The sequence below is a fragment of the Streptomyces sp. NBC_00190 genome, assembly GCF_036203305.1.
Classification (GTDB): domain Bacteria; phylum Actinomycetota; class Actinomycetes; order Streptomycetales; family Streptomycetaceae; genus Streptomyces.
This window is the reverse complement of the sequence record NZ_CP108131.1, coordinates 5467510-5490700: the sequence shown is the minus strand read 5'-3', so window position 1 is coordinate 5490700 and position 23191 is coordinate 5467510. Positions and strand designations below refer to the sequence as shown.

Annotated in this window: 26 protein-coding genes, 1 pseudogene and 2 riboswitches; of the genes and pseudogenes, 17 read left to right on the top strand and 10 right to left on the bottom strand. The window is 70.7% G+C overall.

The features are described 5' to 3' along the window. Positions 1 to 4: 4 nt before the first annotated feature. The 4 genes from OG429_RS26620 to OG429_RS26605 form a co-directional block, all read right to left on the bottom strand. On the bottom strand, positions 5 to 997 hold the full coding sequence (locus OG429_RS26620) for an ABC transporter permease (protein WP_328927777.1): 993 nt from the start codon (positions 995 to 997) through the stop codon (positions 5 to 7). Between the two features lie 497 nt (positions 998 to 1494). After that, positions 1495 to 2235 (bottom strand): enhanced serine sensitivity protein SseB C-terminal domain-containing protein, encoded by a 741-nt coding sequence (locus OG429_RS26615; RefSeq protein WP_328927776.1) that lies wholly within the window; start codon positions 2233 to 2235, stop codon positions 1495 to 1497. 55 nt (positions 2236 to 2290) lie between these two features. Continuing rightward, positions 2291 to 3025 (bottom strand): enhanced serine sensitivity protein SseB, encoded by a 735-nt coding sequence (locus OG429_RS26610; protein ID WP_328927775.1) that lies wholly within the window; start codon positions 3023 to 3025, stop codon positions 2291 to 2293. Positions 3026 to 3124: 99 nt separating this feature from the next. Further along, complete coding sequence (locus OG429_RS26605; RefSeq protein WP_405681349.1) at positions 3125 to 3793, bottom strand: AAA family ATPase; 669 nt, start codon at positions 3791 to 3793, stop codon at positions 3125 to 3127. 181 nt (positions 3794 to 3974) lie between these two features. Continuing rightward, a riboswitch (glycine riboswitch) is annotated at positions 3975 to 4078 on the top strand. A 156-nt stretch (positions 4079 to 4234) separates the two neighbouring features. On the opposite strand from OG429_RS26605, the gene gcvT reads away from it, so the two are divergent. From gcvT to OG429_RS26585, 4 genes are all read left to right on the top strand, one after another. Then, on the top strand, positions 4235 to 5350 hold the full coding sequence (gene gcvT, locus OG429_RS26600; protein WP_328927773.1) for a glycine cleavage system aminomethyltransferase GcvT: 1116 nt from the start codon (positions 4235 to 4237) through the stop codon (positions 5348 to 5350). Positions 5351 to 5461: 111 nt separating this feature from the next. Next, on the top strand, positions 5462 to 5842 hold the full coding sequence (gcvH, locus tag OG429_RS26595; RefSeq protein WP_328927772.1) for a glycine cleavage system protein GcvH: 381 nt from the start codon (positions 5462 to 5464) through the stop codon (positions 5840 to 5842). A 15-nt stretch (positions 5843 to 5857) separates the two neighbouring features. Then, a complete protein-coding gene (glyA, locus tag OG429_RS26590) occupies positions 5858 to 7114 on the top strand; it encodes a serine hydroxymethyltransferase (RefSeq protein ID WP_328927771.1) in 1257 nt (418 codons plus the stop codon). A gap of 255 nt (positions 7115 to 7369) precedes the next feature. After that, complete coding sequence (locus OG429_RS26585) at positions 7370 to 8752, top strand: L-serine ammonia-lyase (protein ID WP_328927770.1); 1383 nt, start codon at positions 7370 to 7372, stop codon at positions 8750 to 8752. A 425-nt stretch (positions 8753 to 9177) separates the two neighbouring features. Here the strand turns inward: OG429_RS26585 and OG429_RS26580 are convergent, their stop codons facing one another. The 3 genes and pseudogenes from OG429_RS26580 to OG429_RS26570 form a co-directional block, all read right to left on the bottom strand. Further along, complete coding sequence (locus tag OG429_RS26580; RefSeq protein ID WP_328927769.1) at positions 9178 to 9396, bottom strand: hypothetical protein; 219 nt, start codon at positions 9394 to 9396, stop codon at positions 9178 to 9180. Positions 9397 to 9652: 256 nt separating this feature from the next. After that, positions 9653 to 10363, bottom strand: a pseudogene (locus tag OG429_RS26575) (transposase); the annotation flags it as partial. Positions 10364 to 10459: 96 nt separating this feature from the next. Further along, complete coding sequence (locus tag OG429_RS26570; protein WP_328927768.1) at positions 10460 to 11044, bottom strand: hypothetical protein; 585 nt, start codon at positions 11042 to 11044, stop codon at positions 10460 to 10462. 205 nt (positions 11045 to 11249) lie between these two features. Between OG429_RS26570 and OG429_RS26565 the strand changes: the two genes are divergently transcribed. The 5 genes from OG429_RS26565 (at position 11250) to OG429_RS26545 (ending at position 15296) form a co-directional block, all read left to right on the top strand. After that, on the top strand, positions 11250 to 11774 hold the full coding sequence (locus OG429_RS26565) for an AMIN-like domain-containing (lipo)protein (RefSeq protein WP_328927767.1): 525 nt from the start codon (positions 11250 to 11252) through the stop codon (positions 11772 to 11774). 122 nt (positions 11775 to 11896) lie between these two features. Next, positions 11897 to 12223: a carboxymuconolactone decarboxylase family protein gene (locus OG429_RS26560; RefSeq protein ID WP_328927766.1), complete on the top strand. Its 327-nt coding sequence runs from the start codon at positions 11897 to 11899 to the stop codon at positions 12221 to 12223. Between the two features lie 25 nt (positions 12224 to 12248). Then, positions 12249 to 13574 carry a diacylglycerol/lipid kinase family protein gene (locus tag OG429_RS26555; RefSeq protein ID WP_328927765.1) on the top strand — a complete coding sequence of 442 codons (1326 nt, stop codon included), beginning with the start codon at positions 12249 to 12251 and terminating at the stop codon, positions 13572 to 13574. A gap of 69 nt (positions 13575 to 13643) precedes the next feature. Continuing rightward, a complete protein-coding gene (locus OG429_RS26550) occupies positions 13644 to 13892 on the top strand; it encodes an amphi-Trp domain-containing protein (RefSeq protein WP_328927764.1) in 249 nt (82 codons plus the stop codon). A 63-nt stretch (positions 13893 to 13955) separates the two neighbouring features. Further along, positions 13956 to 15296: a DUF2252 domain-containing protein gene (locus OG429_RS26545; RefSeq protein ID WP_328927763.1), complete on the top strand. Its 1341-nt coding sequence runs from the start codon at positions 13956 to 13958 to the stop codon at positions 15294 to 15296. Positions 15297 to 15310: 14 nt separating this feature from the next. Here the strand turns inward: OG429_RS26545 and OG429_RS26540 are convergent, their stop codons facing one another. Further along, positions 15311 to 16117 (bottom strand): hypothetical protein, encoded by an 807-nt coding sequence (locus OG429_RS26540; protein WP_328927762.1) that lies wholly within the window; start codon positions 16115 to 16117, stop codon positions 15311 to 15313. Here OG429_RS26540 and OG429_RS26535 point away from each other — a divergent pair. Further along, positions 16107 to 16244 (top strand): hypothetical protein, encoded by a 138-nt coding sequence (locus OG429_RS26535; protein WP_328927761.1) that lies wholly within the window; start codon positions 16107 to 16109, stop codon positions 16242 to 16244. The genes OG429_RS26540 and OG429_RS26535 overlap by 11 nt on opposite strands. Positions 16245 to 16303: 59 nt before the next feature. Here the strand turns inward: OG429_RS26535 and OG429_RS26530 are convergent, their stop codons facing one another. Next, a complete protein-coding gene (locus OG429_RS26530; RefSeq protein WP_328927760.1) occupies positions 16304 to 17020 on the bottom strand; it encodes a flavodoxin family protein in 717 nt (238 codons plus the stop codon). A 191-nt stretch (positions 17021 to 17211) separates the two neighbouring features. Then, positions 17212 to 17405: riboswitch (cobalamin riboswitch) on the top strand. Between the two features lie 30 nt (positions 17406 to 17435). Between OG429_RS26530 and OG429_RS26525 the strand changes: the two genes are divergently transcribed. Genes OG429_RS26525 through OG429_RS26505 form a run of 5 tightly spaced genes read left to right on the top strand, consistent with a single transcriptional unit; the run spans position 17436 to position 20640 of the window. Continuing rightward, positions 17436 to 18131, top strand: coding sequence for an energy-coupling factor ABC transporter permease (locus OG429_RS26525; protein WP_328930432.1), 696 nt, complete (start codon positions 17436 to 17438; stop codon positions 18129 to 18131). After that, positions 18131 to 18472: an energy-coupling factor ABC transporter substrate-binding protein gene (locus OG429_RS26520; protein WP_328927759.1), complete on the top strand. Its 342-nt coding sequence runs from the start codon at positions 18131 to 18133 to the stop codon at positions 18470 to 18472. The genes OG429_RS26525 and OG429_RS26520 overlap by 1 nt, the downstream gene beginning before the upstream one ends. A 3-nt stretch (positions 18473 to 18475) precedes the next feature. Further along, the gene (gene cbiQ, locus OG429_RS26515; RefSeq protein WP_328927758.1) at positions 18476 to 19225 is read left to right on the top strand and encodes a cobalt ECF transporter T component CbiQ; all 750 of its coding nucleotides are present in this window, start codon (positions 18476 to 18478) and stop codon (positions 19223 to 19225) included. Continuing rightward, complete coding sequence (locus OG429_RS26510; protein ID WP_328927757.1) at positions 19222 to 20073, top strand: energy-coupling factor ABC transporter ATP-binding protein; 852 nt, start codon at positions 19222 to 19224, stop codon at positions 20071 to 20073. Before cbiQ ends, OG429_RS26510 begins: the two co-directional genes overlap by 4 nt. Positions 20074 to 20082: 9 nt before the next feature. Further along, positions 20083 to 20640 carry a PadR family transcriptional regulator gene (locus OG429_RS26505; protein ID WP_328927756.1) on the top strand — a complete coding sequence of 186 codons (558 nt, stop codon included), beginning with the start codon at positions 20083 to 20085 and terminating at the stop codon, positions 20638 to 20640. Positions 20641 to 20713: 73 nt separating this feature from the next. Here OG429_RS26505 and OG429_RS26500 read toward each other — a convergent pair whose 3' ends face one another. Then, positions 20714 to 20926 (bottom strand): EF-hand domain-containing protein, encoded by a 213-nt coding sequence (locus tag OG429_RS26500; protein WP_328927755.1) that lies wholly within the window; start codon positions 20924 to 20926, stop codon positions 20714 to 20716. Positions 20927 to 21180: 254 nt separating this feature from the next. Between OG429_RS26500 and OG429_RS26495 the strand changes: the two genes are divergently transcribed. Beyond that, positions 21181 to 21957: a tRNA-dependent cyclodipeptide synthase gene (locus tag OG429_RS26495; protein WP_328927754.1), complete on the top strand. Its 777-nt coding sequence runs from the start codon at positions 21181 to 21183 to the stop codon at positions 21955 to 21957. After that, positions 21938 to 23176, top strand: coding sequence for a cytochrome P450 (locus tag OG429_RS26490; RefSeq protein WP_328927753.1), 1239 nt, complete (start codon positions 21938 to 21940; stop codon positions 23174 to 23176). Before OG429_RS26495 ends, OG429_RS26490 begins: the two co-directional genes overlap by 20 nt. Positions 23177 to 23191 lie beyond the last annotated feature (15 nt).

The following is a 23191-nucleotide window of genomic DNA, read 5'->3' as shown; positions in this document are numbered from 1 at the left end:
CGGTTCAGTTGCCCTTGGGGTCGAGTGCGTCACGCAGCCCGTCCCCGAAGAGGTTGAACGCCAGGACGGTGATGAAGATCGTCATACCGGGGACCACCATGTACATGGGGTCGTCCTGGTAGATGGGGACGGCGTCGGACAGCATCTTTCCCCAGGAGGCCGTGGGCGGCTTGACCCCGGCGCCGAGGAAGCTGAGGGCCGCTTCCGTCAGGATGTTGGTCGGGATGATCAGCGTCGCGTAGACGAGGATCGGTGCGACCAGGTTGGGCAGCAGCTCCTTGATCAGGATGTAGCCGCGGCCCGCCCCGAGACTGCGCGCGGCCTCGACGTACTCGCGTTCCCGCAGGGAGATCGTCTGGCCCCGGACGATGCGGCCGATGTACGGCCATCCGAAGAAGCCGATGACGACGATCAGTACGCCCATGCGGACACCCGAACCCTCAAACCCCCAGAGGGAGTTGGGGACCACGGAGACCAGGGCGATGGTGAACAGCAGCTGCGGGAAGGCCAGCAGCAGGTCCATCGTGCGGCTGATGAGGCCGTCGACCCAGCCGCCGAGGAACCCGGCGAGCGCGCCGAGCAGGCTGCCGATGACGACCGAAACGAAGGCCGCCAGGAAGGCGACGACCAGCGAGATCCGGGCGCCGAAGACGATCCGGCTGAACACGTCGCGCCCGTTGGTGGGTTCGACGCCCATCAGGAAGTCGGAGCTCATGCCGCCGAAGGAACCGAGCGGCGTGCCCAGGTCCGGGTCGATCAGGTCCTCGTGGAACTCGTTGGGCGGGTGGCCCAGCAGGCTCACGATCTGCGGCGCGAAGACCGCCACCAGGATCAGGAGGATCACGACCACGCCGCCGGTCAGCGCGATCTTGTCGCGCTTGAGCCGCATCCAGGCGATGCGGCCGGGCGAGCGGCCTTCGATGGCCTTGGCTGGGACGTCGGCTACGGACACAGGTGCGGGTGTTTCCGCGCTCGTGTCATGCAGTGGTGCCGTCATCGTGGTGGGGACCCCTCTCGGCCGACGGGTGGCCGGCCCATGCCCGCCGCTGTGGCGGCGTTGGTGCGGAGTGGCGCTTGGAGTGCGTGGGACACACAGGACGCGTGTGAAGTGCAGGAACTGCGGGAATTGCCGTGCCGAACAACAAGCGAAGTGCACATGCCGAGCCGGGTGTCGAAGGACTGACCGGGCTCTTGGGTGGGGAGTCTTCATCGGGCGCTCAAGCGGCCGCCAGACCTCCCGGTGATGTGATGCGCAACCGTGATCTGCGTCTACACCTTCCGTTATCCGAACCGCGCGCCCTGTTGAGCGGTGAAACACCTCCCCTTCGGCGCGGAACGGACATCCGGCCCAACTGCCATTTCAGGCACGGTTCTTGGGTGGAGTCGGCGGATACGCCGAAGGCCGCACCGATGGGGTCCGGTGCGGCCTTCGACACAGATGTCTCGATATGCGGATGTCTGGGGATCGGAACGGGAGCGGTCGGACGGCGCCGGTCAGTAGGGCGGCGCCTGGCCCTCGCGGTCGTAGAAGGGACGGGTCTGCGCGCGCAGCCACATCGCGACGGGGTCGTGCTCGTCCGCCAGCGCGACCGTGCACACCGGGACGCCCTCGGGGACCACGCCGACCGACTGGCGCATCATCTCCCGTACGGATTCCAGCGCGGGCGCGGAGGCGTCGTACAGGTCGAGCCCGATCGCGAGGTACGGGGACCCGAGCGCGGGCTGCACCCACGCGCGGCGCAGCGACCGGACGGCCGGGGTGCGGTGCGCGTGCTGGGTCAGCAGCCCGTAGAACTGCGGGAGCTCGATGGCGGGCTCGGACAGCCGCAACGGCCCGGCCGGCATCCGGTCCAGACCGGTCGCGATCCGGCGCAGGTCGGCCCAGGGGATGCCGAGGCCGCCGCCCTGGGCGTGCGGGTTGAGCCACAGGCCCCAGCGGTCCGGATAGAGCGCGCGGGCGATGTCCCGCCCGGTGACCACCTCGTAGCCCCGGTTCCAGCCGCTGGCGGCCAGTTCCTGCGGGGAGGTCACGCAGGGCGCGTACCCGAGGCTCTCGACCTCCATGCCGCCGTACTGGGCGTCCGGGGAGCCCGGCTGTCCCTGCCAGAGGAGCATCCACAGCCGGCCCTCGGCGAGGGCGTGCAGAAGCGACTCGTAACTCTCATACCGCCCGGGAGTCACCTGGCGGAGCATGTGCTCGACCTGCCCGGCCGCGGCCGTGCCTGACGCACTCACCCGGTACCCCTCTTCGTCCGCCCGTCGTCCACGCGTACCAACAGCTTAAGCGGCCCTATGGGAGGTAGAAGGGGCGTACGCGCTCACGAATCCACTCTGTGACCGGGTCCTGGGCGGCGTCGAGGAGGATCAACTGCACGGGCCAGGGCGCCGGTACGCGGGTCAGGGCCCGGCCGAGGGCCTCCATCGGGGCGTTTCGCATATCGGCCTCCCATCCCACCAGTCGGACACCGATGAACAGCTGCGGCTCCCCGCCCTCGACGCTGGCGAGGCAGCGGTGTGCGGCGGCGACCACGCCGGTGGCGCGGAACTCCTCGGCGGCGGCGGCCAGGAAGTCCACCGGGTCCTCCTGCCAGTCGGGCTCGTAGAGCCGCACCCGGCCGCCGGTGGACGGGCCGTCGAGCGGGGTCCGGCCCGTGCGGCACAGCTCCGCGACGGCGGGCGGGGGCAGGGGGACGCCGACGGCGCCCTCGGGGTTGAGCGCGATGCCCAGCTGCGGGGGCAGGCCGCGGGCGAACTCGACGGCGGGGGCCACCGCGAAGTCCGTGCCGGGGCCGACGCAGGCGAGGAACTGGGCCTCGGAGCTGTAGACCGGGACGTACGCCGCCCCGCCGATGTCCATCGTGGGCAGGTCCAGGGAGGCCGAGTCCTGCCCGCCGCCGCCGGGCAGCGGCACCCACACCTGGCTGCGCCCGAGCACTTCCAGGATCCGCCCGCCCGCGTCCGGCTGCCCGAGCGCCGCCCCGAGCACCTGCTCCAGCTCATTCTCCGGCCAGCCGCTGCCCTGCATGTGCGTGTGCCTCCGTTGGTTCCGCGGATCGTCGTCGCCGAGGTTATCGGCCCGGGGTGCGGCGCCGCTGCCGGGGCCGGATCGCGCCGCACCCGGCGGTTACGGGTGGAACACGATCCTCGTCACCGCGGAGGCGGACGCGCGGTCCAGAAGGGTCGCCGAGGCGCAGCCCGCGGGCGGGTGGCCGGCCTCCGCGGCGCGCAGCAGGCGGGTCACCGCGCCCCGGTGGCGGGCGAAGGCGTACGCCGACACGCGGCGCCCCCGCGCCGTCTGCCCGGCCAGGGCCTCCGCGGGGCTGCTGTCCAGCAGGAGCAGGTGCAGCGCCCGTCCCCGGCGGCGGGCGGCCGCCGCGAGCAGGCCCCGTACCCAGCTCTGCGTTCCGCAGTCGTGGACGATCACCGAGGCGCCGGAGCGCAGGGCCCTCCACAGGCCCCAGTAGTGGGCACCGCGCACCAGCGGCCGGTAGACCGCGTACGGCAGGGTCCGCGGCATCCGCCGCTCCCAGCGCTCACGGGTGTCCTGGGAGTCGATGGCCCCGCCCCCGGCCGCCACGCGCTTGATCAGCGTGCTCTTGCCGCCGCCGGGCAGGCCGGACACCACGACGATGTCGCCCGCGGCGAAGGCGAGGCGCTGCGGGCCGCGCACCCCCGGGCCGCGGAGGTCACGGACGGGACCGGCCGGCCCGCTCCGCACGCGCGCACCCCGCTGCGCGGGCACCGCGTCGACGGTCGCCCCGGCCGCCACACCTACGAATCTCCGCACAGTGATCGCCTCCCCCGAATCGGGTCACCAGGACCCTTGCCCACTGAGTGTAAAGAGACGGTAATCCGGCAGCCCCGGTTCCGGTCGGGCCGCTCGAGTGCCGCACGAACTTTCGGGGCCCCACCCCCGATCACGGCGGTGGCGTGCAATGATGTGCGCCATCTGGACCAACTGCATACCGGCCGCTTGAATCCGCGCGGGAGAGTCCCGGCACGCCGCAAGGCCGTGCGCGGGCGCCGAAGGAGCAAGAACCTCCCTTGAATCTCTCAGGCCCCGTACCGCGTGGATGAGGCAGATCTGAAAAGCGAGCTGTCCGACAGCTCCACCCAAGGTGCAAGCCGAAGATCCCGGGCAACCAGGAACTCTCGGCGAACCTCTCAGGTTCCGATGACAGATGGGGAGGACCCTCCTCGTCATGTCATGCCCTGGGACTCGGGAGCCACACCCATGAGCACTGCCCCCCGTCTGACCGCCCTCGATGCGCTGCACCGTTCCCTCGGTGCGACCATGACCGACTTCGCGGGCTGGGACATGCCGCTGCGGTACGCGAGCGAGCGCGACGAGCACAACGCCGTACGCACCAAGGCCGGTCTCTTCGACCTGTCCCACATGGGCGAGATCACCCTGACCGGCCCGGAGGCCGTCAAGGCCCTGGACTACGCGCTGGTCGGCAACATCTCCACCGTCGGCGTCGGCCGCGCCCGCTACACGCACATCTGCCAGGAAGACGGCGGCATCGTCGACGACCTGATCGTCTACCGCCTCGGCGAGACCGAGTACATGGTCGTCGCCAACGCCTCCAACGCCCAGGTCGTCCTCGACGCCCTGACCGAGCGCGCCGCCGGCTTCGACACCGAGGTCCGCGACGACCGCGACGCGTACGCGCTGATCGCGGTGCAGGGCCCGGAGTCCCCCGGCATCCTCGCCTCCCTCACCGACGCCGACCTGGACGGGCTGAAGTACTACGCCGGCCTGCCGGGCACCGTGGCCGGGGTGCCGGCGCTGATCGCGCGTACGGGCTACACCGGCGAGGACGGCTTCGAGCTGTTCGTCTCCCCCGAGCACGCCGTGGAGCTGTGGCAGGCGCTGACCAAGGCGGGCGAGGGCGTCGGCCTGGTCCCGGCCGGGCTGTCCTGCCGCGACACGCTGCGCCTGGAGGCGGGCATGCCGCTGTACGGGCACGAGCTGACCACCTCCCTCACCCCCTTCGACGCGGGGCTGGGCCGGGTCGTGAAGTTCGAGAAGGAGGGGGACTTCGTCGGCCGCGCCGCGCTGGAGGCCGCCGCCGAGCGCGCCGCCACGAACCCGCCGCGCAAGCTGGTCGGCCTGATCGCCGAGGGCCGCCGCGTGCCGCGCGCCGGCTTCCCGGTCGTGGCCGACGGACAGGTCATCGGCGAGGTCACCTCCGGTGCCCCGTCCCCGACGCTCGGCAAGCCGATCGCGATGGCGTACGTGGACGCGGCGCACGCCGCGCCCGGCACCTCCGGTGTCGGCGTCGACATTCGCGGTACGCATGAGCCGTACGAGGTCGTGGCCCTGCCCTTCTACAAGCGGCAGAAGTAACACTTCGCACGACCCGGCGCGCAGGCAGTCGTACGGACATCCGTACGGCGCCGTCTCAGTACCCAAGACCACAGTTCGTATCCACTCCCCCGCATCCAGGAGAATCAGGTCATGAGCACCCCCCAGCAGCTGCGTTACACCAAGGAGCACGAGTGGCTGTCGGACGCCGTTGACGGCGTTTCGACGGTCGGCATCACGGAGTTCGCGGCCAACGCGCTCGGTGACGTCGTCTACGCCCAGCTCCCCGAGGTCGGCGAGACCGTCACCGAGGGCGAGACCTGTGGCGAGCTGGAGTCGACGAAGTCGGTCAGCGACCTGTACTCCCCCGTCTCCGGCGAGATCGTCGAGTTCAACCAGGACGTCGTCGACGACCCGGCCCTGGTGAACTCCGCTCCCTTCGAGGGCGGCTGGCTGTTCAAGGTGCGCATCTCGGAGGAGCCCAAGGACGTGCTCTCCGCCGAGGAGTACACCCAGCTCACCGCCGGTAACTGACCCCAGGGGATCCTGATGTCCGTACTGAACACCCCTCTCCACGAGCTCGACCCCGACGTCGCCGCAGCCGTCGACGCCGAGCTCGTGCGCCAGCAGTCCACCCTCGAAATGATCGCGTCGGAGAACTTCGCTCCGGTCGCCGTCATGGAGGCCCAGGGCTCGGTCCTGACCAACAAGTACGCCGAGGGCTACCCCGGCCGCCGCTACTACGGCGGCTGCGAGCACGTCGACGTGGTCGAGCAGATCGCGATCGACCGCATCAAGGCGCTGTTCGGTGCCGAGCACGCGAACGTGCAGCCCCACTCGGGCGCGCAGGCGAACGCAGCCGCGATGTTCGCGCTGCTGAAGCCGGGCGACACGATCATGGGCCTGAACCTGGCCCACGGCGGTCACCTGACCCACGGCATGAAGATCAACTTCTCCGGCAAGCTCTACAACGTGGTCCCGTACCACGTCGACGAGACCGGCGAGGTCGACATGGCCGAGGTCGAGCGCCTCGCCAAGGAGTCCAAGCCGCAGCTGATCGTCGCGGGCTGGTCCGCCTACCCGCGCCAGCTGGACTTCGCCGCCTTCCGCCGCATCGCGGACGAGGTCGGCGCGTACCTGATGGTCGACATGGCGCACTTCGCGGGCCTGGTCGCCGCGGGTCTGCACCCGAACCCGGTGCCGCACGCCCACGTCGTCACCACCACCACGCACAAGACCCTCGGCGGTCCGCGCGGCGGTGTCATCCTGTCGACGCAGGAGCTGGCCAAGAAGATCAACTCCGCGGTCTTCCCGGGTCAGCAGGGCGGTCCGCTGGAGCACGTGATCGCGGCCAAGGCCGTCTCCTTCAAGGTCGCCGCCTCACCCGAGTTCAAGGAGCGCCAGGAGCGCACCCTGGAGGGCGCGAAGATCCTCGCCGCCCGCCTGGTCCAGGACGACGTCAAGGCCGTGGGCGTGGACGTCCTCACCGGCGGCACCGACGTGCACCTGGTCCTGGTCGACCTGCGCAACTCCGAGCTGGACGGCCAGCAGGCCGAGGACCGCCTCCACGAGGTCGGCATCACGGTCAACCGCAACGCCATCCCGAACGACCCGCGGCCCCCGATGGTCACCTCGGGTCTGCGGATCGGTACGCCGGCGCTCGCCACCCGCGGTTTCGACGCCGAGGCCTTCACCGAGGTCGCCGAGATCATCGCGCAGGCGCTGAAGCCGACGTACGACTCCGAGGGCCTCAAGGCGCGCGTCTCGGCGCTCGCCGCGAAGTTCCCGCTGTACCCGTCGCTCTAGTCGGCACGGGGAGGGCCCGGCCTCGCTGGTGCAGAGGCCGGGCCCTTCTCATGGCCGAGGACGGGGCGGACGCGGCCCATGGCCGCACAGGCCGGTGTGTGCGGGAGCATGAGTGACACCCGCGTGACCCCCCTCCGTCCCTTTCCGGCAGACGAGCCGTTCATTTCACCGCGTTAAGCTCGTCTGTCGGACAAAATCCGAACAATCCACATCTCCCGCCCCCTCCACCCCACGAGCAGACAAGGGAGTCCGCCAGTGGCCATCTCCGTCTTCGACCTCTTCTCCATCGGCATCGGCCCGTCCTCCTCCCACACGGTCGGCCCGATGCGTGCCGCGCGCATGTTCGTGACGCGGCTCAAGAAGGACGGTGTCCTCGCCCAGACCGCGTCCGTCCGTGCCGAGCTGTTCGGCTCCCTCGGCGCGACCGGCCACGGCCACGGCACTCCCAAGGCGGTCCTGCTGGGTCTGGAGGGCCACTCCCCCCGCACCGTGAACGTCGAGACGGCCGACGACGAGGTCGAGCGCATCCGCAAGAGCGGCCGCCTGCGCCTCCTCGGCACGGAGATAGGCGATGGCCACGAGATCGCCTTCGACGAGCCGACCCAGCTGATCCTGCACCGCCGGCGCTCCCTGCCGTACCACGCGAACGGCATGACGCTCTTCGCGTACGACGACACCGGCGCCCCGCTGCTGGAGAAGACCTACTACTCCGTCGGCGGCGGCTTCGTCGTGGACGAGGACGCGGTCGGCGAGGACCGGATCAAGCTCGACGACACGGTGCTGAAGTACCCCTTCCGCTCCGGCGACGAGATGCTGCGCCTGGCGAACGAGACCGGCCTGTCGATCTCCTCCCTGATGATGGAGAACGAGAAGGCCTGGCGCACCGAGGAGGAGATCCGCGAGGGCCTGCTGGAGATCTGGCGCGTCATGCAGTCGTGCGTCGCCCGCGGCATGTCCCGCGAGGGCATCCTCCCGGGCGGCCTGCGCGTCAAGCGCCGCGCCGCCTCCACGGCGCGCCAGCTGCGCACCGAGGGCGACCCGATGATGCACCGCAGCGAGTGGACGACGATCTACGCGATGGCGGTCAACGAGGAGAACGCGGCGGGCGGCCGGGTCGTCACCGCGCCCACCAACGGCGCGGCCGGGGTCCTGCCCGCCGTCCTGCACTACTACGTGAACTTCGTGCCGGGCGCGGACGAGGACGGCGTGGTCCGCTTCCTCCTCGCCGCGGGCGCGATCGGCATGCTCTTCAAGGAGAACGCCTCGATCTCCGGCGCCGAGGTCGGCTGCCAGGGCGAGGTGGGCTCGGCCTGCTCGATGGCGGCCGGCGCGCTGGCCGAGGTCCTGGGCGGCACCCCGGAGCAGGTCGAGAACGCGGCCGAGATCGGCATGGAACACAACCTGGGCCTGACCTGCGACCCGGTCGGCGGCCTCGTCCAGATCCCCTGCATCGAGCGCAACGGCATGGCGGCGGTCAAGGCCGTCACGGCGGCCAAGATGGCCATGCGCGGCGACGGCAGCCACAAGGTCTCCCTCGACAAGGTCATCAAGACCATGAAGGAGACCGGTGCGGACATGAAGGTGAAGTACAAGGAGACCGCCCGCGGCGGCCTCGCGGTCAACGTCATCGAGTGCTGATCCACGGCAGGTGACGCGCAGGGCCCGGCGCACGGCGAATTCCAGAGGTCGTTGCAACACGTGATCACCGACGCGTGGTGGCGAGCAGTTTAGACAGGCGCTCGGCTGGGGTTTCCCAGCCGAGCGTCTTGCGTGGGCGGCTGTTGAGTTCGGCAGCGACTGCGTCGAGGTGGTCCCGGGTGTGGCCGGACAGGCTGCTGCCCTGGAGACTGCCCGATTCGCGACCAGCGTACGGGCCCCAATCTCTCGCCCCATGGCAGCTCCAGCCCAAAGCCGCTCCCGCCGACCTCATCTGGCTCGTGTGCGATCGTCACGCCTCCCAGGTACGTTGAGCCGTCAGCCGAGGGAGAACGCTCGCGAGGGAGTCGCCCCGCAACGCGTGGCTGCGGGGCGACGATCCACTTTCGCAACGGGCCTAGTGGGGTTTAGTCGACCGTCTGCCCGTCGTACATACCGCCCCTGCAGGTCGGGAGCACGGGCGTCGACCGATCGATCGTTCCGCCGTTGTCCGTGCACTCACCCGGGGTGACGCTGGCCGGGGTGACGCTGCCGGCGGTGGCGGTGGCGGTGGCGGCGCCTGTGAGGCCGAGTCCGGCGAGGGCTGCCGTGGCGAAGACTGCGGCGAGGATTCGTCGAATGCGCATTTGGTTCGCCTTTCACAGATTGCCTCGGTTGGGGCACTAGCCAGCTTGATCTTCACCCATGTGGGTGGCACGTCATGTTGGGCCATTCGGGTGACAGTGTTATCGGGTGCGGGGTCGGTGACGCGACCCGTCAGAGCGGATGGAAGCCCGTGCCACATCCGTGCCAGAACGAGCGGATCCCAGCAGTCAAGAGCAGTCAAGCGCGACGCCTCGCGATTAATCACCAGAGGCCGTTTGCGCTGGTCAGCGTCAACCCCCTCCGTGACGGCCCGGTGATTCCCAAGCTCAGAGCGCGGGTTCGATTCCCGTCACCCGCTCCACGGCGAAGGCGGTAGATCGTCTCGTGAACCACGTGCATCTCCGGCCGGGCGGGGAAGCGTCTGCGCAGAGCGTGGCAGATCTGCTCGGGACTCCAGCGCAGGGTCAGGTGATGCTGGACGAAGTCACGGAGCTCCGGGTTCTGGCCGATCTTGCCGACCTTCGGCCGAGGCCGTCGCCGAATTGCTCGCCGGTGGGCCGCATGCGGTCGGTAGTACCACTGGCCGCTGGGCAGGACCGTGCGGTTGCGGCGGATCTCCCGGCTGATGGTGGACGGGCTGCGTCCCAGCTCGGCAGCGATCGTGCGGACTGACGCCTTCTCCCGGAGGCGGTCGGCTACGTGGATCCGGTCCGCCTCGCGCAGGTAGCGCGAAGGAGCGTCGTCCTCGGGCTCCTGGGCGGCCGCCGGCTCTGGGGCCTCGGTGTACCGCCACGGCCCCGTTTCCACGAGAGGCGGTGCCGCCTTGTTCTTCCCGGACGCCTGCCGGCCGTTACGCCATCGCCTGCCTGTCCCGTCGTTGATGCCAACGATCCCGCAGGCGTCCAGGTGAGAAGTCCCTTGATCCACGAGCAGAAGGTATGTCTCCCGCTCGCGGCTCAACTTCTTGCGTCCCTGTGGCCGTCGATCCGCCCGAACCTCGAAGTCCATCGCATCCCCTGAGCTGGGGTGTTGCGACGACCACTAGAACTCAAGCACGCGCCGGGCCCTGCGCGCTGTCCGGCGCCGTCCGCGGCGCCGTCCGCTTCACTGTCCGCGGCGCAGGGCCTTGAGGACGCCCTTGGCGAAGTCGTCCACCGACGCGTCGTACGCCTTCAGGCTCTCGGGGGTGGGCTGGGTGCGCGCTTCGGCCGTGACCGTCACGTCGATCATCAGGTTGCTGTCCCGCAGGCGCAGCTCACGGACCTGGCGCAGCTCGGTCGGCTTGTCGTAGGCGAACCGGTAGGCCTCCTTACCGACGCCCTTCACCTCGGTGAGGCCGCTGTCCGGCATGGCCTTGACCGTGTCCTCCCGGCCCCTGGCGAAGACGTCCTTCGCGAAGTCGACGCTCTCGGTGTAGGCGAGGTCCAGCTCGACCTTGACGCTGCCGTACTTCGCCGGGCCGGACTCGACGAGCGGCTGTTCGCACTTGACGCCCGGGGCGCCCCCACCGGACCGCTTGATCCGGTCCGCGGCCTCCTCGCGCGCACCCAGCGGGTCGGCGAGCTCGCCGTAGGGCAGCACGTTGCAGATCTCGTCCGTGGCCGCCCAGTGGTAGCCGCCCTTGCCCTCCTGCGAGACCTCTCGGTCCGCGTCGCCGCCGCAGGCGGTGGCCGCCAGGACGAGAGCCACGGCGACCGTTCCACGGCGCGTAAGACGGCGTCGGCGCATCCGGTTCTCTCCTGTGTCGAGCGGGTCGGATTCCACTCAACCAGCCTGCCACCAAGGGGAGTTGCGTACCGGAGGAATTGCGGAAGGAGAAGTGGAACTACTGGGTCCGCTACGGCGTCCTAGGCTGTGTCACAAGTCCCCGCCTCCCGAGAATCGAGGGGACGTCATGATCCACCCGACCTTCCGCCGGATCGTGGCCCTGGCCTCCGGCGCCCTGCTCGCCGCCGGGCTCTCGTCCGCCGCGCCGGCCTCGGCCGCCATCGCCGCCCGGACCCGGACCCAGACGCAGATCCAGACACCGCTCGTCGTCAACGCCCGCTGGGGCGGGCACCCCACCTACGACCGGATCGTCATCGACCTGCGGGGGTTCGCCCCCGGGGTGAGCGTCACCTCCGTCCCGCACCTGTTCTACGACGGGTCCGGCAAGCCCGTGCCGCTGGCCGGGAAGTACTTCCTGGAGATCCGCCTCAACCCCGCCGCCGCCCACGACGACGCGGGCCACAGCACCTACCAGGGGCCCGCGCTCCAGAAGATCAACCTCAGCAAGCTCAAGGGCCTCGCCCTGACCGGCGACTTCGAGGGGTACGTGACCTTCGGCGCCGCCTTCGACACGGTCCCGTACTACCGCACCTTCTCCCTGCACTCGCCGGAGCGGTTCGTCGTGGACATCGCGCACCAGAGCGGGTGCTGAACCCCGGGATGCGCACAGTCCGAAATGTTCCTAAGGTCGATGGACAGGGATACGCCGCAGGAGAACCCGGTTCCCCTCCACTGACGGCGTCAGCCCCCCGATCCCGTCAGGAGATGAACCGCATGACGTCTGCGTCCGACACTCCTGTCCTCGACACCCTCGCCGCCATGACGCTCGACTCGCTCGAGCGGTGCGGCCTGTCCGCGGACACCCTCATCCTCACCCGCATCGCCGCGCTCGTCGCCATGGACGCGCCCGCGATGTCCTACGTCGCCCACGCCGGCCCCGCCATGGAATCCGGCGTGGACGCACAGAAGCTCCAGGACGTCCTGGTGGCCATCGCGCCGATCGTGGGCACCGCCCGCGTCATGTCCGCGGCCACCCACATCACGGAGGCTCTGGGGATCGCCATCGCAGTGGCCGAAGCCGAATCCCGATCCGAGTCCTGAGCACCATCCGCGGCGGGTGAGGACGATGTCCCTGTCGCCCGGATCCGGCACGCCGGCGCGCGCACGCGCGTCGGCGCGCCTGGCCGTGGTCTGCGCGCTGGGAGCGGCGGTGTCGCTGGTGGCGGCGAGCGGGTTCGGCGGTCTGGTCATCCTCGCCGCCGGGGTGGCCTGTTCGGCGCTCACGGCGATGGGTACGTGGTGGGCCCTGTCCCATCGCGGGGCGGTGCGGGCGGCCGGGGTGCTGGTCGCGGTGGCCGCGCCCGTGGCCGTCCTGGTGCTCTACACCCGGGCGGGCCTGTGGCCCACCCTGCTGGCCGCGATCGCACTGTGGGCGGCCGCCGTGGCGTGCTCGCGGTGGGCGCTGCTGCGGGCGCGGAAACCCGAAGGCATGCGTGCCGTCCCGTGCTCCCTCCCCCGGCATCCGGTACTGATCATGAACCCGAAGTCCGGCGGCGGCAAGGTCGGCCGCTTCGGGCTGGTCGAGAAGGCCGAGGCGCTGGGCGCCCGGGTCGTGCTGCTGGGCGGCGAGGGCGAGGCGGACCTCGCGACGATCGCCCGCCGGGCGGTCGCCGAGGGCGCGGACCTGCTGGGGGTGGCCGGCGGCGACGGCACCCAGGCCCGGGTGGCCGAGGTGGCCGCCGAGCACGGCCTGCCGTTCCTGGCGATCTCCGCGGGCACCAGGAACCACTTCGCCATGGACCTCGGCCTGGACCGGGAGGACCCGTCCCGGTGCCTGGACGCGCTGACCGACGGGGAGGAACTCCGGATCGACCTGGGCGTCGTGGGCGGCCGCGCCTTCGTCAACACGGCCTCGTTCGGCGTCTACGCACAGGTCGTGCAGCGCCCGGAATACCGCGACGCCAAGGCGGGCTCGATCCTGGACGCGCTGCCGGACCTCCTGCTCGGATACTCCGGCCGCCCGCTCGACGCGCAGACGGACGACACGAAGCTGGAGTCCCAGCAGGCCCTCCTGGTCAGCAACAACCCGTACTCCACCCCCGATCCCACGTCCGCGGGCGGCCGCAGGCCCCGGCTCGACCAGGGGTCGCTGGGCGTCGTCGGGATCCGGGTGGGCAATGCGGCCCAGGCGGCGGACGTCGCCGTCAGAGGGGCCCGTGCGGCAGGTCTGCACGTACTGACCTCCCGCAGGATCGTCGTCACCTCGGACGGCGACCGCATCGCGGTCGCCGTGGACGGCGAAGCCCTCACCCTGCCCGCCCCCGTCACCTGCACCATCCGTCCGGGCGCCTTGCGCGTTCTGGTACCCAAGGACCGGCCCGGGTCCCGCACGCCCGCCCCGCCCCCCGACTGGCGCGAAGTCGTCGCGCTGGCCTTCGCCCGCCCGACATGAAGATGCCCTCTATGAGACATACCGCCACAATTAGCCATGTCTGTCGTTCCCCCCAGGTTGGAGACAGCCGTGAAGGACCTCGAATTCGAGCAGAAGAGTTCGCTGACACGCCTTGAGGCCGCCGATCAGCTCTCCGCGCTCGCGGACGCCCTCAGGCGCGGCGGCACGGCCGAACTGGATCTCGGGCCCGGAACGCTGACCCTGCGGATCCCCGACGAACTCCGCACCGAAATCGAGGTCGAGGTCGGCGACGGGGAGATCGAGCTGGAGATCGAATTCAAGTGGCCGACCCTGCAGGCAGCCGCGACGAAGGAATAGGCCTCGCCCGCGATCCGCCGTCCCCGCCGTTCGGTCAGGGTGCGGAGCGACAAGGAGCAGACCATGACCAGTCCAGCCGACCGGGCCCGGATCGGGCGCGCGGTCCGCAAGCAGGTCAGCCGGGCCTCGCACGGCCGGTGGACCCCTGCCGAGGACCGTCCCGATCCCCTGTGGGTGCTGCAGCGGCAGGCTGCCGACCGGGTGGCCGAGCTGCTGCCGATCCGCTACGGACGGATGGCGGTCTCCCCGTTCACCTTCCTGCGCGGCGCGGCCGCCGTCATGACCGCGGACCTGGCCGCCGTACCGAACACCGGTCTGACCGTCCAGCTCTGCGGTGACGCGCACCTGATGAACTTCGGCGTCTTCGCCTCACCCGAACGGGCCCTGCTGTTCGACCTCAACGACTTCGACGAGACCCTGCCCGGCCCGTTCGAATGGGACGTCAAGCGGCTCGCCGCCAGCGTCGCCGTGGCCGCCCGCGACCGGGGGCAAGGTGACGCACGCGCGTGGCAGGCCGCTCTCTCCGCTGCCGAGACCTACCGGCGCGCCATGCGGCAGCTGGCCGGGCAGGGCGAGCTCGCCGTCTGGTACCAGCGGATCGACCCCTACGAGGTACTCCCCCTGATCCGCCAGCGCAAGCAGCGGGGACGGGCCGAGGCGAACCTGGAGCGCGCCCGCGGACGCACCAGCCTGCAGGCGCTCGACAAGCTCACCGAGATCCGGGACGGACGCCGACGCATCATCGACGACCCCCCTCTGCTGGAGAACGCCGGCCGGCGCGCGACACAGGCCGTCGACAAGATCTTCAGGGAGTACCGCAGCACCCTCCCCGAGGAGCGCCGCCTCCTGCTGGACCGCTACCGGTTCGTCGACGCGGCCCGGAAGGTCGTCGGCGTGGGAAGCGTGGGCACGCGCTGCTACATCGCCCTGCTGACCGGCCGCGACGAGCAGGACCCGCTCTTCCTCCAGATCAAGGAGGCCGTGCCGTCGGTGCTGGAGGCACACCTGCCGGCCGGCAGTCATGACCATCACGGCCACCGGGTGGTCGCGGGGCAGCGGCTGATGCAGGCCACCAGCGACATCTTCCTCGGCTGGACGACCGGACCGGAGGGGCGCCACTTCTACTGCCGCCAGCTGCGCGACATGAAGGGATCGGCGGTGGTCGAGACCATGACCCCGTCCGCGCTCCGCGACTACGCCGGACTGTGCGGGATCGCCCTGGCCCGCGCCCACGCCCGTACCGGCGACCGCATCGCCATCGCCGGCTACCTCGGCAACGGCGACGCCTTCGACCGGGCCGTCGCCGACTTCGCACTCGCCTACGCCGACCAGACCGTCTCCGACCACGCCGCGCTCACCGCTGCCGTCTCCGCCGGCCACATCATCGCCACCCCCGACGTCTGAACGGGAACACCCGCTCAGGGCCGTTTCGGCTTCCGGGCCGGCCGGAAACGAGTGATCTTCCCCCGGGTGGTGTGCCACCGCTCTCTCATCTGGCCGACCACGTTGTCCCATTCGCGGCGGACCTCGTCATCGGGCGGCCGCTCGCCCTGGCGGATCCGGCCGAGTTCGTCGTGCACCTCCCGGCCGAGCGCCGCCGACCCCACCACGACCAGCACGACGGCGAAGAACGACGAGAGCATCGCGAAGACCACGCCCACCGCGCCGTAGCGGTCGGCGTAGGAGTTGAACAGGCGCGGCAGATAGAGCTCCGCGGCCACGAAATAGACCGCCGTCGCGACGGACGCGATGACTCCGAACGGCAGGAGATCACGCCAGGCGATCCTTTTCGCCGAGAGGATCCAGCCGCCCCAGATAAGGAAGATCCCGGTCAGCGACGCCTCGGCCAGGCTCACCGCCAGCGTGAGGTGTCCGCGGCCGGTGACGGCGACGAGCCAGCCGCTCGCCGGCACGTAGAGCACGAAGACGAGGGCCCACTTCGCGTCGTTCACCGTGTTGCGCACGCTCAATGGCCGCAGCTCCCACGTCTGCTCGAACAACCGCTGCACCGCCCGCGCGAAGCTCAGCGTGGAGATCAGCAGGAACAGGGCCCCGAGGACGCCGAGGCTCGTGTCGGCCGCCGAGGAGAAGAGCTTCCGCACCGCGTCGGCTCCGGCCCCCGTGAGGCCGTACCGTTCGATGATCCGGTCGGCGACGTCCTTGTCACCGATGCCGGCCAGAACGGCGCCGCAGAGGATCGCGAGGGAGACCATCGTGGTCAGCATGCTGGAAGCCAGCGCCATCGAGCGGTCGAACCCCGCGATTCTCTGGAATCGGTTCACCACGCGGAGCGCGAATGCCGGACGCAGCCAGAACGTCAGCGTTCTCAAGAATCGCTCGCGGTCGATCTGAGCCGCCCTCCCCTCCGTGGATCGCGGAGGTCCGTGCCCGGGTGCCTGCCGGAGCGTCCCTCACCTGTGCTCGGGGTTCTCGAAGTCGAAGCGGCACCCCGCGTCCCACTCCGACCGCTGATTGCCGTGGGCGGGGATGCCGCCGGCGTCCTTCAGCATCCTCGCCATGTGGAGCATGTTCCAGGTCATGAAGGTGGTGTTGCGGTTGGTGAAGTCGTTCTCCGGGCCGCCCGAACCCGGGTCGAGGTACGAGGGACCGGGGCCGGCCTCCCCCACCCAGCCCGCGTCCGCCTGCGGCGGGATCACGTACCCCAGGTGCTGCAGGCTGTACAGCACGTTCATCGCGCAGTGCTTCGCACCGTCCTCGTTGCCCGTGATCAGACATCCGCCCACGCGGCCGTAGTAGGCGTACTGGCCGGCCTCGTTCAGGATCGACGAACAGGCGTAGAGACGTTCGATCACCTGCTTCATGACCGAGGAGTTGTCACCCAGCCACACCGGCCCGGCCAGCGTCAGCATGTCGGCGCCCATCACCTTGCTGTAGACGACCGGCCACTCGTCCGTCTCCCAGCCGTGGTCGGTCATGTCCGGCCACACACCCGTGGCGATGTCGAGGTCCACCGCCCGCACGACCTCGACCTGCACGCCCTGGCGTTCCATGATGCCGCGGCTGAGGTCGATCAGGCCCTCGGTGTGGCTGCGCTCCGGCGACCGCTTGAGCGTGCAGTTGATCACCAGGGCCCGCAGGTCCCCGTACCTCTCTCCCGCCTCCGCCATCGTCCTGTCTCCTTCACGCGGCAGGAGCGAGCCGGGCTCGCGTACCGCCCTGGTGGGGGAACGTGTACCGCACTGCGCCCTCCACTTCACCAGGCCGCTCCCCCGTGCGCCCGACGGGCTGGGCCACCTGCCGTACTCCGGGCACCGCCTGGTGGTGTTCGGAGCGGTTTGTCACCTCTCCGCGCGGCCGACTAGGGTCAATGGGCCTTGGTGTTCGGGAAACCGGTGCGAAACCGGTGCGGCCCTCGCCACTGTGATCGGGAAGTCCGGCTCCATTCCTACGGAAGCCACTGGGCCCGCGCGGGAGACCGCACGGCCCCGGGAAGGCGGAGTCCGGGCATCAGTACCCGTGAGCCAGGAGACCGGCCGGGGCGCGCTGTCCATCCACGAGGTGCTGGAGAGGTCTTCCCCACTCATGCATATAGCCGAGGGGTTTCTGCCCCCGTTGCACGCGGTCGCCTGGGGCGCCGCGTCCGCTCCCTTTGTCGTACACGGAGTACGCGCCCTCACCCGCGAGGTGAAGGCCAATCCGGAGAGCACGCTGCTGCTCGGAGCATCCGGAGCATTCACGTTCGTCCTGTCCGCCCTGAAGATCCCTTCCGTGACGGGCAGTTGCTCCCACCCCACCGGTACCGGGCTCGGGGCCATCCTCTTCCGGCCGCCGATCATGGCGGTGCTCGGCACGATCACCCTGCTCTTCCAGGCGCTGCTGCTGGCGCACGGCGGGCTCACCACCCTCGGCGCCAACGTGTTCTCGATGGCGATCGCCGGACCCTGGGCGGGCTACGGCGTCTACCGGCTGCTGCGGAAGTCCGGCCTGCCGCTGATGGTGACCGTGTTCTTCGGCGCCTTCTTCGCCGACCTGGTCACCTACTGCGTGACCTCCGTCCAGCTGGCGCTGGCCTTCCCCGACCCGGGCACCGGATTCCTGGGCGCGCTGGAGAAGTTCGCCGGCATCTTCGCGCTCACCCAGATCCCGCTCGCGGTCAGCGAGGGGCTGCTGACGGTGCTCGTGATGCGGCTGCTGATGCAGTCCAGCAAGTCGGACCTGGTCCGGCTCGGCGTCGCCAAGCTCACCGGATCCGGGACGAAGCAGGAGGCGTCGGCCTGATGACCAGGAACGCGAAGATCAACACCCTGCTGCTGCTCCTGGTGGCGGCGCTGGCCGTGCTCCCGCTCGTGCTCGGCCTGGGCGAGGGCAAGGAGGAGCCGTTCAGCGGCGCCGACGCGCAGGCGGAGGCGGCCATCACCGAGCTGGAGCCGGACTACGAGCCCTGGTTCTCGCCGCTGTACGAACCCCCGTCCGCGGACATCGAGTCGGCGCTGTTCGCCCTCCAGGCGGCGCTGGGGGCGGGCGTGCTCGCGTACTACTTCGGCGTCCGCAAGGGCCGCCGCCAGGGAGCGGAGGCGGCGGCCGCCGCGTCCGCGTCCACGTCCGCCACGGAGTCGTAGCCGGTGCTGCCGATCGACGCGGCGGCGCACAGCAGCCGCTGGCGCCACCGCCACCCGCTGGAGAAGGCCCTGCTGGGGATCGGACTGACCGTCACCGCGGTGTGCCTGCCCCCGTGGCCAGGCGGTCCGCTGGTCGCCGCGGCCACCCTCGCCGTGCTCCTCGGCCCCGCCGGGGTGGCCGGGCGGCAGCTGTGGCGGGCCTTCCGGATCCCGCTCGGCTTCTGCTTCACGGGGGCGCTGCCGCTGCTGTTCGCCGTCGGCGGGCCCGGCGGGATCGTCTCGCTGGCCCCGGACGGCCCCCGGCACGCCGCGGAGCTGCTGCTGCGCACCTCGGCGGCCTCGCTCGGTGTGCTGCTGTTCGCGTTCACCACCCCGGTCTCGGACGTGCTGCCGCGGCTGGTCCGGGCGGGGGTGCCGGCTCCCGTGGTGGACGTGGCCCTGGTCATGTACCGGATCGGGTTCCTGCTGCTCGACTCCCTCGCCCGGATCCGGCAGGCCCAGGCGGCCCGGCTCGGCACCACCGGCCGGGCGGCGGCATGGCGTTCGGTGGGCGGTCTCGCCGCGACCTCGTTCGTACGGGCCTTCGACCGCGCGGCGCGGCTCCAGTCGGGCCTGGCCGGGCGCGGCTACGACGGCGCGCTGCGCGTGCTCGTCCCCGAGGCGACGCTGTCCTGGCGGTTCCTGGCCGCCTGCGCCGCACTGCTGACCGGTCTGACCGCCGTGACGCTCGTACTGAAGGAGTTGTACCTGTGAGGCCGTTGGTGGAACTGGTGGGCGCGGGCTACGCGTACGAGGACGGGCCCGCCGTGCTGCGCGGAGTCGACTTCGAGATCGCCGAGGGCCGGGCGCTGGTCCTGCTGGGCCGCAACGGCAGCGGCAAGACCACGCTGATGCGGCTGCTGAGCGGCGGCCTGCGGCCGGGGCCGGGCGAGCTGCGCCTGGAGGGGGCGACGGTCTCGTACGACCGCGCCGGCCTGACCCGGCTGCGGACGGCGGTCCAGCTGGTCGTGCAGGACCCGGACGACCAGCTGTTCGCGGCGTCGGTGGAACAGGACGTCTCCTTCGGCCCGATGAACCTGGGCCTGCCGGTGGCGGAGGTCCGCGAGCGGGTCGACTCCGCGCTCGCCGCACTGGACATCACGGCGCTGCGGGACCGGCCGACCCACCTCCTCTCGTACGGGCAGCGCAAGCGCGCGGCGATCGCGGGCGCGGTGGCGATGGCTCCGCGGGTGCTGATCCTGGACGAGCCGACCGCCGGGCTCGACCCGGACGGCCAGGAGCGGCTGCTGGACGTCCTGGCGGGGCTGCGCGCCTCGGGAACCACGGTGGTGATGGCCACCCACGACGTGGACCTGGCCGTACGGTGGGCCGACGACGCCGCGGTCCTGACCCCGTCGGGCATCCGGGTGGGCGCGGCCCAGGCGCTGCTCTCGGATCCTGCCCTGCTCGCCGAGGCGGGCCTGCGCCAGGCCTGGTCCCCGGCGGTGACGGCCTTCCTGCGCGCCCACGGCCTGCTGCCCGCAGGCGTCCCGGGCCCCCGTACCCCTGGCGCGCTGTCCGCCTTGCCGTCCGCAGACCGGCCGGAGCGGCCGCAAACCTAGGATGGCGTCATGTCGCTGCCGCACGCCATCCTCACCGCCCTGCTCGAGAAGCCCTCGTCCGGGCTGGAGCTGACCCGGCGGTTCGACAAGTCGATCGGGTTCTTCTGGTCGGCGACGCACCAGCAGATCTACCGCGAGCTCGGCAGGCTGGAGGAGTCCGGGCTGATCCGGGAGCTGCCGAGCGAGGTTCCCGTGCGGGGGCAGAAGAAGGAGTACGAGGTCCTGCCCGCGGGCGGCGCGGAGCTCGCGCGGTGGGTCGGCGAGAGCCAGGACCCGAAGCCGATGCGCGATCCCCTGCTGCTGCGCATCCGCGCGGCGGGGGTGGTCGGGCCGCAGGGGCTCGGCCTGGAGCTGCGGCGCCACCTGGAGCTGCACCAGCGGCAGCTGGCCCAGTACCAGGCCATCGAGGAGAAGGACTTCCCGCCGGAGCGGGACGCCGTGGAGGACCGGCTGCGCCGGCTCGTCCTGCACGGCGGGATCGCCCTGGAGACGTTCTGGCTGCACTGGCTCCAGGAGGCCCTCACCGAGGTCGAGGACATGACGCCCCCGGGCGGCGGCAGGGCATGACCGCGCCCCCGCCCGGCAAGCGGGGCGGGGGCGGCGCGGAGGCCTGCTGCGCGGGGACCCGCTTCGCGGAGGCCTACTTGTTCAGGGCGGCCCAGAACTCGTCGAAGCTCAGCAGGCCGTCGCCGTTGGTGTCCTTGGCGGCAAGCACGGCGTCCGCGACCGCGCCGGTGACGTACGCGTCGCCCATCGCCTTCATGGCCGCGCTGTACTCGTCGGCCGTGACGAAGCCGTCACCGTTCACGTCGAACTTGTTGAACGTCGCCCGTGCGCTCTCGATGTCCGCCACTGGGTCCACCCTTTCTCGGTGCTTGTTGACCGGCTCAGGGTAGCGGCCCGCGGAGCCGGCCTCCGCTCCGGGTCCCGTTCGGGCGGCAGATACATATTCAATTACCCGCCCGTAAACCGGAAGCGATAATTCCGGCCAATAAATGCCACGCGGACTTGTCACGCTCCGGGACCACGACATAACGTACCGACATTGCCGCCACACCAGGAGCACAGGGCTCCCAGGGACAAGCGGCAACAAGGGCGATCACACAGGTGACGATCACAGCCGACGCATCATTCGAAGTTCTGCCCTTCACACGTACCTGCCGCCATATCTGGGAAGACGGCGACCATGTGCTCATCGGGGTGAGTCCCGGAAACAGCTACTTCAGCTCCGAGCGCATCACCCGCCTTGCCGAGTGGGCCACGACCCGCTTCGCGCAGGTCGACTTCGTCTACGCAGACCTCCACGTGGACCGGATGTTCGCCGCCTTCGGCTACACCCAGGAGCACGCGGAGAAGCGCGCCACGAAGGAGATAAAGGCAGTCCGGCGGCGAATCCTGAAGGGCGTGGAGGAATCGGGGCCGCCCCAGGGAGAAATCCGCGTGAGGGCGCTTTCGGAGTTCCGGGACAACCCCGTCTACCAGCTACTGCACCGACGTGTGCTGCATTTCCTGGAGACCGACGACGAATTCCGCAAGGGCTGCGAGAAGATGGCCTTGCACTTTGTCGGCTCCAAGTTGCCGGAAGGTGAATCCATCACGGACGGGCAGTTGCAGGTCTGTTTCGATTACATGGCGGCCGAGCTGCCGTTCTTCGTGGACACCCCGAGCATTCTCGACGTGCCGTCCTCGGTGGCGGCGTACCACGTCAAGATGCCGCTGACGGACCTCCTCTTCGCGCGCGGCGGGGGCCTGCGCGCCACCCGCAACCAGGCGTACGCCGTCGTCCGGCCCGAGGCGGCGCGGACCGCCGGCGAACACACGCCCGCGGGCGACACGAACCACGCACCAACCGAAAGGAACGTCAATGAGCGTCGAGCAGCTTGAGGGCCCGGAGACCCAGGAGCAGCCGCTCCTCGACTTCCCGCTCTCGCGGCGCGGTGACGTGCTCCCGGAGGAGTGCACGTGGCTCCGCGAGAAGGCCCCGGTGGCGAAGGTGCGCACCCTCACCGGGGACCCGGCCTGGCTGGTGAGCAGCTACGCCCTCGCCAAGCAGGTGCTGGAGGACGAGCGGTTCAGCCTCAAGGACACGGCGAACGCCGGAGTCCCGCGCCAGTACGCGCTGACGATCCCGCCCGAGGTCGTCAACAACATGGGCAACATCAACAGCGCGGGCCTGCGCAACGCCGTCATGAAGGCGCTCAACCCGCGCCAGAAGGGGCTCCAGGACTGGCTGCGCGCCAAGGCGGGCGAGCTGATCGACCAGCTGGTCGCCGAGGGCGGTCCGGCCGATCTCCGGGCGGGGTTCGCCGACCCCTTCTCGGCGGCACTGCACTGCGCCGTCCTCGGGGTCCCCTTCGAGGACTGGCGGCGGCTGATGTCGGGGCTGGACGTCGCGTTCATGACCGCGCGCGAGCCGTTCGCCGACTCGGCCCTCAACTGGTACAAGGACGTGGGCTACTTCGCCGAGCAGCTGAACGTCCAGCTGGCGCTGCCTGCCGAGGAGCGTACGGGGCTCCTCGGCAGGTTCGCCGCGCTGAAGGAGGCGGACCCGGAGTCGGCGCACCTGACCGACGACATGTTCGCGACGGTCGCCGTCTCGCTCTTCGGCGCGGGCGCGGTCTCCACTTCCGCGTTCCTGGTCCTCGCGGTCCTGGCGCTGCTCCAGAAGCCGGAGCTCATCGGGTACCTGCGCGAGCACCCGGAGCGCATGGGCAAGGCCGTCGACGAGCTGCTGCGCTGGAACCTGTCCGTGGGGGACGGCCTGCCGCGCATCGCTCTGGCGGACGTCCAGGTCGGCGACGTGCTGGTGAAGGAGGGTGAGCTCGTCCTCGTCCTGCTGGAGGGGGCCAACTTCGACCCGGCGGCCTTCGAGAACCCGGACGAGCTGGACCTGGGGCGCGAGAGCTCCAACGCCAACCTCGCCTTCGGCGCCGGCCGGCACTTCTGCCCGGCCTCCGCGCTGGGCCGGGCTCACGCCGAGATCGCGCTGGAGGTGCTGGTCGAGCGGCTGTCCGGGCTGCGGCTCGCGGTGCCCGCGGAGAACCTCGTCTGGCGTACGGGCTTCATCAAGCGGCTGCCGGAGCGGCTCCCGGTGGCCTGGTAGTCCGCACACGGCCGT

Excerpts from the sequence above, each read along its gene's own strand:
- OG429_RS26530 (WP_328927760.1), bottom strand. The coding sequence starts at position 17,020 with ATGGCGGAGGCGGGAGAGAGGTACGGGGACCTGCGGGCCCTGGTGATC.
- gcvH (WP_328927772.1), top strand. The coding sequence starts at position 5,462 with ATGAGCACCCCCCAGCAGCTGCGTTACACCAAGGAGCACGAGTGGCTG.
- OG429_RS26525 (WP_328930432.1), top strand. The coding sequence starts at position 17,436 with ATGCATATAGCCGAGGGGTTTCTGCCCCCGTTGCACGCGGTCGCCTGG.
- OG429_RS26620 (WP_328927777.1), bottom strand. The coding sequence starts at position 997 with ATGACGGCACCACTGCATGACACGAGCGCGGAAACACCCGCACCTGTG.
- OG429_RS26555 (WP_328927765.1), top strand. The coding sequence starts at position 12,249 with ATGTCCCTGTCGCCCGGATCCGGCACGCCGGCGCGCGCACGCGCGTCG.
- OG429_RS26545 (WP_328927763.1), top strand. The coding sequence starts at position 13,956 with ATGACCAGTCCAGCCGACCGGGCCCGGATCGGGCGCGCGGTCCGCAAG.
- OG429_RS26505 (WP_328927756.1), top strand. The coding sequence starts at position 20,083 with ATGTCGCTGCCGCACGCCATCCTCACCGCCCTGCTCGAGAAGCCCTCG.
- OG429_RS26610 (WP_328927775.1), bottom strand. The coding sequence starts at position 3,025 with ATGCAGGGCAGCGGCTGGCCGGAGAATGAGCTGGAGCAGGTGCTCGGG.
- OG429_RS26580 (WP_328927769.1), bottom strand. The coding sequence starts at position 9,396 with ATGCGCATTCGACGAATCCTCGCCGCAGTCTTCGCCACGGCAGCCCTC.
- OG429_RS26540 (WP_328927762.1), bottom strand. The coding sequence starts at position 16,117 with ATGCTGACCACGATGGTCTCCCTCGCGATCCTCTGCGGCGCCGTTCTG.
- OG429_RS26560 (WP_328927766.1), top strand. The coding sequence starts at position 11,897 with ATGACGTCTGCGTCCGACACTCCTGTCCTCGACACCCTCGCCGCCATG.
- glyA (WP_328927771.1), top strand. The coding sequence starts at position 5,858 with ATGTCCGTACTGAACACCCCTCTCCACGAGCTCGACCCCGACGTCGCC.
- OG429_RS26490 (WP_328927753.1), top strand. The coding sequence starts at position 21,938 with ATGAGCGTCGAGCAGCTTGAGGGCCCGGAGACCCAGGAGCAGCCGCTC.
- OG429_RS26520 (WP_328927759.1), top strand. The coding sequence starts at position 18,131 with ATGACCAGGAACGCGAAGATCAACACCCTGCTGCTGCTCCTGGTGGCG.
- OG429_RS26565 (WP_328927767.1), top strand. The coding sequence starts at position 11,250 with ATGATCCACCCGACCTTCCGCCGGATCGTGGCCCTGGCCTCCGGCGCC.
- gcvT (WP_328927773.1), top strand. The coding sequence starts at position 4,235 with ATGAGCACTGCCCCCCGTCTGACCGCCCTCGATGCGCTGCACCGTTCC.